The organism is Salicibibacter kimchii, assembly GCF_003336365.1.
GTDB lineage: Bacteria > Bacillota > Bacilli > Bacillales > Marinococcaceae > Salicibibacter > Salicibibacter kimchii.
The window spans coordinates 876862-890102 of sequence record NZ_CP031092.1; the positions used below are offsets into that span (position 1 = coordinate 876862).

Here is a 13241-nt window from a genome sequence, read left to right on the forward strand (position 1 = left end):
GTATTTCAATTCAGCCTTTCCCACTTCATACTCTCTAGCTCTGATACTATATTATTTTTTAGTTTAAATTTTTCTATTTTATTTGTTGCTGTACGAGGTATATGAGTGACGATTCGCACAATCGATGGTTGCATAAATTTAGGTATACGTTTCTTTATCCAACCTTCAAGTTCTACTTCTGTAATATCTTCCCCTTCCTTTAATGTCACACAAGCAACGATGTCATCCTCATCTCCCTCATTCGCAGGGATAGGGAAAACGGCAGAAACATTTACTGATTCGTGATCGCTAAGCATGTCTTCTACTTGGTAGGAAGATACATTCTCCCCTTTTTTTCTGATAACATCCCCCATGCGATCCACAAAGTAAAATACGCCTTCTTCATCCTTATAAGCTGCATCCCCAGTATGGAACCAATAGTTTGTGGAAGCTTTAATCGTAGCTTCAGGTTTATTGTAGTACCCATCTAAAAGTAAATTAGGGTATTTTGGTCGAACAGCTAGTTGCCCAACTTCACCAGCTAAACATTCTTCGTCCCGATCATTTAAAATCGTCGCTTCAAGAAATGAGGAGGGTTTGCCCATGAATCCTTTTTCCAATGGTTCTTTTCCTTCTTTAATCTCGACCTCAAGTTCCTTGGCAATGCTAAGCGTTTCTCTATAAGAATAACCTTTATATAACTCTTGAGGTGTGCCATTTACTCCATTTAGTTCATTTATGACACTGACAAAAGCATTACCTGCCTCAGTCTGACCAAATCCCGAAAAAACAAAATCGAACCCAAAACGCACAGCCACATCGTGATGATATTGAGGCAATGGTTGCATATATACCTTACTAAGCGAATTATTATGATCTGTAGATGTTTTAGGTGCTTTCATTAGCCAAGGAATCATAACATCCAATAGAATAGCCGTTGATGCACCGCTTTTTTCAATCCTATTCCAGAAATCTGTCGGGCTGAACTTATCCCAAACTGCAACAGTGGAACCTACGAATGCAGCTCTTGCCAAAAGGGCAAATGCGCCTCCCACATGATACATTGGTAGATCGTTATATACCACATCTTCTTGACTCGTGAATTTTTGCAAATAGTAGGTGTATGCATGTATCCACCTATATGATTGTCTAACGCCTTTCGCTGGCCCTGTCGTTCCCGATGTGTAAATGATATTTGCAGTATCCCAATAATTAAGCAGAACATTAGGGTTTTCTTTCGGGCCTTCGAGCGTGTCGTTAAAATCGAATACATTAAAGTGATCTGGTTTAACGTCTAAAACATCTGCACTATAATCATGTTCATCCGGTTTAGGATCATGAATAAGTGCATTTAACGTTGGTAAATCCTTAACAACTTCATTAAGTCTAGGGATCATACGACGTTCAGTGATGAGCCATACAGGCTGTGTATCATTGATTTGATAAGACAACAGCGATCCTTTGTAATTAAAATTAATTGGACTAAAAATCGCTCCCGCTTTCCATATACCAAACATGGATAAAGTAGTTACAAGCGGATTCATAAGGAAAACTGAAATATGATCTCCCTTTTTAACTCCTTTATTTTGTAAATAATGTGCAATACTATTTGCCATTTCATTGAATCGTTTGAAGGAAAAATGCTGACCCTCTTCCCCGTAATAGAAAAATGTCTTATCGCCTATCTCATCCGCCCATCGTTCAAGTTTTTTAGTGATCATTTCATCATTTGTATTTAAAGATTTTTCAAATAAGCGCATAAAGATCCCTCCACTTATTTTTGGCATGTTTCAATCTCAGCTATCGTTTCACCTTCATTAACAAAGTCTCCTTCATTTTTGTATATGGCATTAATACGACCCTCAACTTCCGTTTCAATGGGTATTTCCATTTTCATAGATTCTAAAATAATAAGCTCATCACCGACTTCTACCTGATCACCTTGTTGTACCATTAGTTTCCAAGCAGTTCCGCTCATACTCGCTTTTATTTCTGTCATCAATACTTTTCCTCACTTTCCATTATTATCCTTTAGGGCCTCGAGGTAATATTTGAAATAAAATTCAAACCTCCCTTTCGTGATAAGCTGCCATTCGGTTTATAGCTTCATGTGATGGCCTATCTGTCACTGCACTCACCCCAATCATTGCAACAATAGACAAGGGTAAAGCAACTAATATTTCAGAATTATAAGGTAGGTCGAATCCAATAAAGGCGATCAGATAACTAATAGCACCAACAAGCAGACCTATAACCGCTCCAGTAAGATTGGCGCGCTTCCACCATATCCCTAGTACGAGGGGAGCGAATAAAGAAGCTGCCATAAATCCAACAGCTGCTGTATAAAGTACAACTAAGAAATCTGGAGGATTGAGTGAGATTACCATTACGACTAAACCAATCACCCATGTGGAGAAAGCTGAGACTTTTAAAATTTGACGTTGGGTAGCTTTAGGATTGTGCCATCCTTGATATAAGTCATAGGCGACTGCACTACTAACTGCTAATAACAAAGCATCTACGGAAGACATAACTGCTGCCATAATCCCTGCTGCTAGCACTCCCGTTAATATAGGCCCAAAAAATTGCTCAGCAACTAGAAGCAACCACATGTCTGATGGATTTGCTTCTAATAATGAATTGCTTAACAACGGCAGAAATGGTGTAACTAATAATACTGAACCTGCCATTAAAGAGCCATAAGCCAACATCCCAATGTTCATTGATAATTTTGCCGAACGATCATCAGTGGCCGTAAAAATTCGCATTAACAAATGAGGGACAACACAAACTGCTACTGCCCAAGTGGTAAATGCACCTATATACCCTGCTACTGGCATAGTATCCCCAACTGCTCCGAGAGCCGGGTTTTCGTTTGTAGCATTAAGTAGAAAATCTGTATAAGGCATAGGCAAATTAATAATAGCTCCTATACACACAATTAACATAAGGAGGATCATCATAGCACCCTGCAACATATTCGTCCAAGTAACAGCTAACATACCACCCATTGCAACATAGAGAATAAAAACAATCGCAATAATAACCACCCCCCATTGATAGGGAAACCCAGTGACGTAAGAGCCGATCAAGCCACCTGCCGTCATTTGTGACATGAGATACATAGCAGAACCTATAATGATCACAACCGGAACAGCTACCTTAAAAAAACTATGCTCATAACGATCCACCAAGAATTCAGTGACAGTAAACTTTCGAGAATTTCGCATAGGTTTAGCCACTAAAACACTAGCAATTGCAAATCCAGCGATTGAACCAAGTGTCATCCATGCGTTAAAAGGGAGACCAAGTTCCCAGACAGTACCAACACCAGCCATGAATGATCCTCCGCTCCCTAAAGCGGCCATTATAGCTAAAGCATTAACACCAGTTCCAATACGTCTCCCCGCAACATAATATTCGTCCGTACTTGCTTGCGACTGTATTACACGCTTTTGTGAATATTTACCTAAAATAATGAGAAAAATTAAAATACAGAAGCATAATTGAAATTTCAATCATTTTCATAACTTACATCCCTCCCTATATTTTAAATACTTTTATAGATCTTCAGGTACTTTGGGATTTTCCCCTTTATTCACACTCTTACGGACGCTTTTTTTCTCCCAAGTTAATAATATAGCCAAAATTGGAAGGATAACCAGTAGAGCAAGCCCACCCCAGGCAACCAACGATATGTTTAATATGGTTACATCATAGCTCCATGGCAACATGAAAACGATAAGAAACAACACTATCAGAATAATGAGCAAACCCTCACGAGACGGCATTTTAAACCAATTTTTATCATTGGTAGACATGATCTACCTCCTAGTTTCGAAGTTTGTCTTTAATAATTTGAAATCCGCTTCCATTTTCGTCTATTAATAAGCTCTAGCAAAATAGCAAACTGAAACCTCGGGTGCGATCTTATTTTCCAAGGAGCCACTTTCATTCGTTCTGTCAACATTTTTAATAAAGATTTTAATTTTTGCTTGGAATCATATTGAATAGATAAGAATGTAATCCCTCCTAAATTTTGTTTAGAGCTCAAGAGAAAAGAAAAAAAACGGGTTAATGGATCAGTCGAAACATAGATTAATACTAAAGTTAACCTATCTGTTTTTATAATTATTTGTTCATTTTTATTGTCGTACATCAAGTTAGGAGGAGCTTTAGTGACTTTAAAATTAATATCCTGTTCTCTCATTATCTCCGTTATCAACTGAAAGACTTCATTTTGTTGTAAACCTACGTAAGCTTCCCATTTTGTTTGATAAAGTGAAAGCATTATAGCATACCCCCTCTTTTAAGTTTTTTGAACTTATACATAAATTTTAAGATGCTCAAGGCCTCATCGTATGTGAAGAGGGACCCATATGCTGAGGCAAAAGCCGATAAGCATCATCTACACATTCACACAACAACGGTCTCGTATCACGGGGATCGATAATCTCTTCAATCCCAAATGATTCTGCTGTCCGAAATGGAGAGCGTATTTCTTCCATGTCGTCCATCAAACTTTTTAGTAACTGTTCAGGGTTTTCACTCTCTTCAAGTTCTCTTCGGTACGCTACTTGCACGCCTCCTTCAATCGGCAACGATCCCCAATCACCGGAAGGCCACGCGTAACGTTGATGAAGCCCGTGCCCATTGATCATACCTGCCCCGCCGACCCCAAAGACTTTTCTGAGAATGATTTCAATCATTGGTACTGTTGCCTGATATATCGCCGATATTGCCCGTACGCCCTTTCGAATCGTTCCCTTTCTTTCTTCTTCCACACCTATGACCATTCCGGGTTGATCAACAAAATTAACGATCGGTAAATGAAACGTTTGGCATAAATCCACGAAACGTTCTATTTTTTCACTGCTTTCTGCGGTTAGTCCACCGGCTAAAATATAGGGATCGGATGCGAGGTATCCAACCGGGTAACTGTTTAAACGTGCAAAACCGGTGACGGTGCCTCTTCCGTAGTATTTTCCCATTTCAAATGTTGACTCATGATCAAATATTTTTTCTAAAATTTTACGAATTTTATATGGCTTCCTTCTGTTTCTCGGTATGGCCGATATGAGTTCTTCATCTTTTCTATCCACTTGATCATTCGAAGATTGCCAAGGTGGCAGTTCCCATACATTTTTAGGGAGATAGGACAAAAAAGTTCGAATTTGTTCGAAAGCCTCTTCCTCCGATTGAACGATATTATCGACCGCTCCACTCGAACGATGAACGTCGGTACCCCCTAATTCTTCTTTTGTTACTTCGTATCCTCTTCCGTGCTTCACAACTTGCGGACCGGCGACAAACAGTTGAGAAGTGTCTTCGATCATTATGGAAAAATGTGAAGCAGCTACTCTTGCAGCGCCGAGCCCGGCAACAGAACCCATTGTGGCTGCGACGACTGGAACTTTTCCCATATTGTTCACGACATGATCCCAAGCAGGGTTCACAGGCACATAGGTCGCGTTGATGTCGCTAAAACTTTTAACGCTGCCTCCACCGCCAGTGCCATCAACTAATCGGACCATAGGCAATTGCAGTTCGCTGGCCATCAATTCCGAGTAAACTTGCTTCCCCAAAATTGCTCCATCTGAAGCGCCGCCACGAACAGTGAAATCATCTGCCCCGACAACAACCTTGCGGCCATCTATTTTTCCTGTCCCTAATAAAAAGTTTGCGGGTTGAAAATCTTTCACTTTTCCGTCTTCATCATAAGAAGCCTTACCGGCCAATGCTCCGGTTTCGTGGAAAGTATCCGGATCTAAAAGCTTGTCGATACGTTCCCTGACTGTATATCTCCCTTTTGAATGATGTTTCGCAACATTTTTAGCCCCTCCCATTTTATGGGCCAGGCGTTCCAATCTTTTGAGTTCATCCACTTCGGGCTGCCAGCTCATAATAGTTATCCTCCCTTTTCGCTTCAGCTTTTTTTCTTACCATATACTGACGCATAGACTTGGGACCTTTGGTAATGTCAAGTTTGTTTTACCTTATGAAAACTAAAGCGCCATCAGTAGGGCACGTTATATGAATAGTAACTGCGACTTAGGTAGTGAGAGAAAATTAATACGTGTACGAATATATTGTCAAAATCGATTGACCTTTTTAGACATCTCTACATCCGATAACGGTTGTGAACATTTCCATACCATATAATACAAGGTTTATCAGGTGTAAGTTTTGCATACTTTTGTAAATAATCCGTTATTAGTATCTCTCCAAGTTATTAGTATCTCTCCAAATGGATAATGGGGCTTACTTGGCAACGAGTCAGGCCAGTTTTTCTTCCGCAGATTCTCTAATTTATCAAGGTATTGTTGCTCGTTCATCGATTTCTCCTTTCCGTTAGAATCAATTATCTATTAAAGTCAAACTTATAATGTTGAAATGCGCGTTATAGATTTAATGTCCCGCCATCAATAATAAGCGTTTCTCCCGTAATAAAAGACGACTCGTCGGAAGCCAAGAATAATACCGCATTTGCAACTTCTTCTGGTTGCCCTGTTCTTCGAAGGGCGTTGGCTTTAGATAAAATGGGCCACTTATCCGTTTTCTTCCAATCATCTGCCATTTTCGTTTCGATGATTCCCGGAGCAATAGCGTTGACACGTATATTTTGCCTCCCAAACTCCGTTGCAGCTGTCTTTGTTAATGCAATGACACTGCTTTTAGAGGCCGAGTAAGCAGAAACGAGCTTTTGTCCTTTTATTCCTGCTATGCTGGCGGTATTAATAATCGAACTGCCAGGTTCCATATGAGGGATGGCAAGCTTCATCCCTAGAAATACCCCGTTGATATTAATATCCATCACGTGCTGCCATTCTTCAAAAGAGACATCAGGCATTTTTTTCTCATCACAATTAACACCTGCGTTATTAAATAAGATATTGAGGGATCCGAAGGCATCTATTGTTTCATCGATCATCCCTTTTACTTCATCAGGTTTTGTAATATCTGTACGGATGAATCCCGCTTCTCCGCCTTTTTCATTTATTAGGTTTACGGTTTTTTTTCCGGCTTCCTCATCTACATCTGATACCATTACTTTGGCTTTTTCCTCGGCAAACTGCAATGCGACAGATCTGCCGATGCCACCTCCGCCACCGGTTACAATGGCAACCTTATCTTTCAAACGCATAACAATCACCTTTTCTTATATTTGATTAAAACCCAGTCGGCCAATTGGCAAGTCGACGCTCGCTCCTTGAACCGTTTCTTTCACATGCATATTCTAATGTTTGAGACAAAAACTTCCTGGTTTCTCTTGGATCGATAATATCATCAAGCATAAACTTACCGGCTGCTTTATATGGCGAACTGTCAAAGCTCCAAGATTTCAATAGTTCCATTCGTTCTGTTTCCGGCTGTTCCGATTTTTCCAACTCACGTCCGTACACGACGTTGATGCCCACTTCCGGTCCTGTAAAATTAATTTCAGCCGTTGGCCACGCCACTACAAAGTCAGCCCCCATGGTTGGGCCGCACATATTTCCATAAGCAGCTCCGATACTTTTGCGAATAACTACAGAAATCTTAGGAACGGTTGACTGGGCGAGTGCTTGATTCCAAACCATAATTTTCGTTGGCATTTTCATCTTCTCAGCTTCACTCGATACGCGAAAACCGGGTGTGTCATGTAGAAAAATAAGTGGAATATTGTATGAATCACACATAACGATAAAATCAGTTGCCTTCTCACATTCTTTATCGCCTGCAGCACCTGCAAATTTCATCGGTTGATTTGCAATAACACCCACTGTTCGCCCATTCACTCTAGTTAAAACAGTGATAAGTGCTGTTCCGTAAGCAGATTTCATTTCAAAAAATTCATGGTCATCCGCAATGAGCTCGATCACTTTTTTCATATCATAGGCCCTCTGTCTGCGGGTAGGCACAAGGTTAACCACCTCATCCAGGCTTCGGAATGGATCATCATTCGTTTCTTTCAAGGGTGGTTCTTCATCCCCATTTAATGGCATGAAATCAAGAAACTGTTTTAACGAGGCGATCACATCTTCTTCATTCTCAGCGAATTGATCCACTTGTCCTGTGTGATTCGCGTGGATTTCCCAGCCGCCGAGTTCTTCGTTTGAGACCCTCTCCCCTGTAGCGATCTCAAGCATGCGTGGTCCGGCCACTGCCATGGAAGTCCCTTTAAGTTGGGTCACAAAATCCGAGGAAACAGCTGTCCATGTAGGCCCCCCAAAACTATCCCCCAAAATGGCTGTAATCATGGGAACTTCCCGATGATGGGTGAGAAGCTCATTTGGAAAAAGCACTTGGCTTATGCCATCCGAACCCATCCCATCCGGCATCCGCAAACCTCCGCCTTCCATAAGGTTTAGTAGAGGAAATCCTCGTTTTAAAGCATAGTTATGTGCTGCTTGTGTTTTTCGGAAATATACTTTGCCTTCTGTTCCGGCAAAAACGGTTTTATCTGCTGCCTGAAGGACGATCGGGCGTCCGTTTACCTTTGCGAGTCCAATAATAACGCCATCTCCGGCACTTTTCTCTTCACTCCCCTCTTGGTCGGAGTGGGCAAGCATCCCCAATTCCAAAAATGAATCCGGATCAACGAGTTGATCAATACGCTCCCTTGCGGTGTAATACCCCAAATTGTGCTGGCGCTCAATCTTTTCCTTGCCACCTCCCAAGCGCGCACGTTCTTTTCGATCCGATAGGTCATTAAGTTCCATTTCCATATTTTGCTCTTTAATTGACTTATCCATATATAACTCCTTACCCATATGATTATCGTGATGATTTGAAAGGAGGAGACCAATTTTATTCCTTTAATAATCTTCGTAACACTTTGCCGGAGCTCGTGGCCGGTAATTGATCAACAAAAGTTACCTCACGCGGGTATTTATACGCCGCCATATGACCCTTACTCCAGGTAATAATCTCATCCGCAGTGATTTTTCCGACATAATCCGGTTTTAAAACAATAAAAGCTTTTACACTCTCGCCTCGTTCACTATCCGGAACACCAATTGCAGCAACTTGAGCAATGGCTTCATGGTCACTCATTAATGCTTCCACATCTTCCGGGAAGACACTGAAACCGGATGCTTTGATCATTTCTTTTACCCGACCATTGAAGGTTAAATAGCCTTCATCATCCAGCGTGCCGATATCCCCTGTGAAAACCCAACCATCCCGCAAGGTAGCTGCTGTTGCTTCGGGGCGATTGAGATATCCTTTAAACACACCGGGGTTTTTTACGGCGATTTCGCCTTGCTTTCCCGGGGGCAAGTCTTCTCCTGTTTCCGTATCTACAATACGGATTTCCGTTTGATAAGTCGGAATTCCGCATGTTCCATATTTGATTTTATCCACAGGCATCATCGTGTCAGCTGTATGCGTTTCACTTAAACCATAAGACGCTTCAAAAAGCAGGCAACCATTTGTAAGTTTTCCCCACGCCTTTGCTAATTGTTCATCGACAGCCATTCCAAAGCTGGTTGCGAAATTGATTTCCAAGCTAGACAAGTCATAATCTTTTTCTTTCGCTTCATTTAATATCGCTACATTCATCGGGGCTACCGTGTACATTTTGTTCACTCTATAACGATCAATGGCCTGAATCGCCGCCACAGGGTCAAAGCGTGTCAACAAAATACAAGAATTGGAATGATAGACAGGGAGATTGACCCCCATTAGCATACCCGCTATATGGGAGAGAGGAGCCATCGCCATGGTTCGATCCTTTTGCTTTAGTTGATACCCTTGCGCTGCTGCAGCTGTTTTGAATAGTGCATTCCCAAACGTGAGCATCGCTGCTTTAGGTCTTCCAGTGGTACCAGAAGTAAACACCATTAGTCCCACATCTTCCCAGAGATCAATAGATTCTATCTTATCGAGCGGCTCTGTCACGACTAAATATTCTACTAAATCAAAGGTGTTATCTATCTTTTGTTTTTCCCTTTTAAGTTCATCGGGCAAAGGCAACGTGCGATTTTCAGACAGGTAATCCGTATAAGCAGTGGTCATTACAAATTGAAGGGAAGGCGTTTTGGCTTTAATAGCGTCTACTTGATCATACAACTCGTCGCCTGCAATCATTGCCATAATTTCAGCTTCATTGATGAAATATTCAAGTTCCGATGCTTTATACATTGGATTTAAGGGAACGACCGTTGCACCCAGCATTTGTATTGCGTAATGACCCAATAAGTACTGAGGACAGTTTTGCATGTATAATGCAACCTTATCTCCTTTTGCAACTCCCTTGTTTTGAAGAAACTTGGCCAGCCGTCGTGTATCGTCCACCAATTGACTCCAACTAATCTCATTTCCGTAAAAATTGTATGCTGTTTGATTGGAGTGATCGTTCGCATTTTGAATAAGATATTCATGTAACGGTTTTTCACCAAGTCGGTAATCTAATGGCTCAAGTTGCTTTAAATAAGAATTCATTGTTATCCCTCCCTCTATAAAGTTCTTACACATCTACGACCAATTTCCCATACGTCTTCCGATCACCCAACAAATTCAAAGCATGAGGAACTTCTTCAAAGGAGAAATTTTTATAAATCAGCGGCTTTATTTTTCCTTCTTCATAAAGTGAACAAAGCGTATCGTGAATGCTTATCATTTCCTCCTCATATAAACGAGCAAAATATCCCCAGTGCACACCAACAATTGAATAATTTTTGACTAAGGCATGGTTGACCGGGGCTTCCGGAATACGTCCACCGGCAAATCCAATGACAAGCAGTCGTCCGGCAAATGCGATGCATTTGCGAGAACGATCAAATGTATCACTGCCAACGGGGTCATAAATGATATCGGCACCTTTTCCGTTTGTTTCTTGTTTTACAATATCCACGAAATCATCAGTCAAATAGTCTATCGCGACATCTGCTCCTAGTTCTTTGCATATTTGTACTTTTTCAGTGCCCCCCGCTGTAGCAATAACACGTGCGCCTGCAGCTTTCCCGAGTTGAATGGCCGCTGATCCAACGCCTCCGGAGCCCGCGTGAATCAGTATTACTTCATCCTTTTTGACGTTCCCACGATGGTGTAGGGCATAATAAGCGGTTTGATAAGTGATATACATAGCTGCCGCTTCATGAAATGACATTGATTCAGGGACAGAGAACACTTCGTTCTCAGAAACAGAAACCCATTCTGCTAAGCCGCCATTGGGAAGTGGCGGCCTTGCCAGTACCTTTTGCCCAACCTGATAGTGACTTCCATCCCCAACTGCTTCTACGATGCCTGCGATTTCGGCACCCGGTGTAAAAGGCAGCGGCGGCTTTTCCTGATACTTTCCTTGACATAATAAAATATCGAAAAAATTCAAAGATGCCGCTTTGGTTCGAATAAGAATATGCCCTTCATTATTTTCCGGTTTATTTACCTCTTCCAATGATAATGCCTGATCAGGATCAGCAAGTTCTTTTACTAGCCATGCTTGCATGATTTATGCTCCTTTCATTGTTGGTAAGTTCGTTATTTTTCATTTAAGTGATGCCACGAAAATGTAATTAATTTGCTAGCTCTATCGCCAAAATACTTAAACCGTTCATCTTGCGTCTGGCCGTTTTTCCAGCGAAAATAAATCTGTTGAGAAATTACAGCTAATTTAAAGTAAGAGAAAATTTGGTAAAAATGGATCGATGAACAATCCCGCCCGCTTTTTTCTGCATAACGATCAATCAGTTCCCTGCGCGTTAAAAAGCCGGGTTTTTTTGTTACCGTTTGGAATGTGGATTGTAAAAGTTCCGGATCGTCGTCCTGAATCCAGTAACTTAGGACGACGCCGAGGTCAAATAAGGGATCGCCAATCGTTGCCATTTCCCAATCCACGACCGCTTTTATCTCGGATAGATCTTTGGAAAATAAGAGATTATTAAACTTGAAATCATTGTGAATGACCGTCGTCTCCCCGTCTGCAGGGATGTTTTCGGTAAGCCATTTTTTCAGATTTTCATATTCGGGGATGTCTTCGGTTTTGGCCCGTTCATACCGTTTGAGCCAGCCATGGACTTGGCGTTCCATGAACCCTTCCGGTTTACCAAATTGATGCCAAACCGGCTTTTTCGGTGTCCACCCGGTGAAGCGCTGCCAACGTATCGATAAATTTAAAGGACAAATCCCTGCCGAGTTCTTTCGTTTCCTGTACACCTTCGGGCAACTTCCCATCGATGACGACGCCTTCTTTTCGCTCCATGACGTAAAACGTGGCGTCCATTATGGACGTATTTTCTCCGAGCACATAAGGCTTCGGCGCCAGCGGGAAAACAGGGCTGAGCCGAGCAAGTATCTCGTATTCCCGTTTCATGTCGTGGGCTTTCGGCGGCAACGGCCCGAACGGCGGGCGGCGCAAAACACCTTGCCACTCGCCGCAAGATAAAAGATAAGTAAGGTTCGATGCGCCGGCGTAATATTGTTCGACTTTTAACGGTTCGTCTTTTGGAATATCATTCAGATGATTATCCAAAAAGGTTTTCACTTTCGTTATGTCCAGTTCTTCCCCGTTGCGTACGGATTGGGTCATTTTGTCGTTTCACTCCCCTCGTGCATAAAATTGAGCGATCCATCTTCGTAGAGCTCAACAACCGATGTAGACAATCCCACATCGATCACAAAATCAAACAGTTCATCGAGGCCCAATTTCATGAAATTTCGTCCCACGCGCCCTTTAGCCAAAATATCGCCAATCGTTTCTTTATTATCGTAGTTATGCTCCAATGCAAAGACCGCGGCATCATTTAAGCGAACATTCTCCATGTTCAGCCTTGATAAAATAATGCTTGCGCAAACGTAATCTTCCAAGGACATTTGTCCGAGCGACCCTGCACAAATGATGTAGACGTCTTCCGTCGCGGTTTGGTTAAGGTATTACCGCGATGGTGTAGGCATTGCGCAAATTTCCAAGTAGCAATTGCTTCGCCGGTTTTGCTTTTGTAATCGCACGTGTGCCATTGGAAGACAAAAACACAATGTCATGATCCTTAACACGTTCCGGCGTATATTCATCGGGCAAATGAGCACAGTCAAAGCCTTCCACCGGCTTTCCGCCCAACTCGCCTCCGGTGAGCACAGCCGGGTGACCGAGAAACTCCTTCATGCTATGGGCTTCATAAACGCTCTCGACCGGATAAATGCGGCGGGCACCCCGCTCCATAATAGTGACGAGGGTCGTCGTCGCGAGCATGACATCGATCACCACGGTTGTCGCGTTTTTTAATTTTTCGGGTTGTATTTCTTCTGTCGATAGCCATAAGTGGCATTTTTTCATATTGTAA

Annotated in this window: 15 protein-coding genes; all 15 read right to left on the reverse strand. The window is 42.0% G+C overall.

The window, feature by feature from the left end; genetic code table 11:
• Positions 1-5 precede the first annotated feature (5 nt).
• The 15 genes from DT065_RS04485 to DT065_RS19495 all read right to left on the reverse strand — a co-directional run bounded on the left by DT065_RS04485 (position 6) and on the right by DT065_RS19495 (position 13234).
• Positions 6-1739 carry an AMP-binding protein gene (locus DT065_RS04485; RefSeq protein ID WP_114371260.1) on the reverse strand — a complete coding sequence of 578 codons (1734 nt, stop codon included), beginning with the start codon at positions 1737-1739 and terminating at the stop codon, positions 6-8.
• Positions 1740-1753: 14 nt separating this feature from the next.
• On the reverse strand, positions 1754-1978 hold the full coding sequence (locus DT065_RS04490) for an acetyl-CoA carboxylase biotin carboxyl carrier protein subunit (protein WP_114371262.1): 225 nt from the start codon (positions 1976-1978) through the stop codon (positions 1754-1756).
• Positions 1979-2042: 64 nt separating this feature from the next.
• Positions 2043-3497 carry a sodium:solute symporter family protein gene (locus DT065_RS04495; RefSeq protein WP_114371264.1) on the reverse strand — a complete coding sequence of 485 codons (1455 nt, stop codon included), beginning with the start codon at positions 3495-3497 and terminating at the stop codon, positions 2043-2045.
• 42 nt (positions 3498-3539) lie between these two features.
• Complete coding sequence (locus DT065_RS04500) at positions 3540-3800, reverse strand: hypothetical protein (protein WP_114371266.1); 261 nt, start codon at positions 3798-3800, stop codon at positions 3540-3542.
• Positions 3801-3829: 29 nt separating this feature from the next.
• Positions 3830-4270, reverse strand: a complete 441-nt coding sequence (locus DT065_RS04505) for a hypothetical protein (RefSeq protein WP_114371268.1) — start codon at positions 4268-4270, stop codon at positions 3830-3832.
• A 55-nt stretch (positions 4271-4325) separates the two neighbouring features.
• Positions 4326-5882, reverse strand: a complete 1557-nt coding sequence (locus DT065_RS04510; protein ID WP_114371270.1) for an acyl-CoA carboxylase subunit beta — start codon at positions 5880-5882, stop codon at positions 4326-4328.
• A 270-nt stretch (positions 5883-6152) separates the two neighbouring features.
• The gene (locus tag DT065_RS18775; RefSeq protein WP_160112406.1) at positions 6153-6314 is read right to left on the reverse strand and encodes a hypothetical protein; all 162 of its coding nucleotides are present in this window, start codon (positions 6312-6314) and stop codon (positions 6153-6155) included.
• A gap of 65 nt (positions 6315-6379) precedes the next feature.
• Complete coding sequence (locus DT065_RS04515; protein ID WP_114371272.1) at positions 6380-7123, reverse strand: SDR family NAD(P)-dependent oxidoreductase; 744 nt, start codon at positions 7121-7123, stop codon at positions 6380-6382.
• 25 nt (positions 7124-7148) lie between these two features.
• Positions 7149-8714 (reverse strand): acyl-CoA carboxylase subunit beta, encoded by a 1566-nt coding sequence (locus DT065_RS04520; RefSeq protein ID WP_227002730.1) that lies wholly within the window; start codon positions 8712-8714, stop codon positions 7149-7151.
• Between the two features lie 55 nt (positions 8715-8769).
• Entirely contained in the window at positions 8770-10404 is a 1635-nt protein-coding gene (locus DT065_RS04525; RefSeq protein WP_114371274.1) for an AMP-binding protein, read from the reverse strand.
• Positions 10405-10429: 25 nt separating this feature from the next.
• Positions 10430-11410: an NADPH:quinone oxidoreductase family protein gene (locus DT065_RS04530; RefSeq protein WP_114371276.1), complete on the reverse strand. Its 981-nt coding sequence runs from the start codon at positions 11408-11410 to the stop codon at positions 10430-10432.
• A gap of 32 nt (positions 11411-11442) precedes the next feature.
• Entirely contained in the window at positions 11443-11991 is a 549-nt protein-coding gene (locus tag DT065_RS19660; RefSeq protein ID WP_335743574.1) for a phosphotransferase family protein, read from the reverse strand.
• Positions 11992-12004: 13 nt separating this feature from the next.
• Positions 12005-12490: a phosphotransferase family protein gene (locus DT065_RS19665; RefSeq protein WP_335743575.1), complete on the reverse strand. Its 486-nt coding sequence runs from the start codon at positions 12488-12490 to the stop codon at positions 12005-12007.
• Entirely contained in the window at positions 12487-12774 is a 288-nt protein-coding gene (locus tag DT065_RS19490; protein ID WP_250645671.1) for a 2-phosphosulfolactate phosphatase, read from the reverse strand. Before DT065_RS19490 ends, DT065_RS19665 begins: the two co-directional genes overlap by 4 nt.
• Positions 12775-12826: 52 nt before the next feature.
• On the reverse strand, positions 12827-13234 hold the full coding sequence (locus DT065_RS19495) for a 2-phosphosulfolactate phosphatase (RefSeq protein ID WP_160112407.1): 408 nt from the start codon (positions 13232-13234) through the stop codon (positions 12827-12829).
• Between the last annotated feature and the right edge of the window lie 7 nt (positions 13235-13241).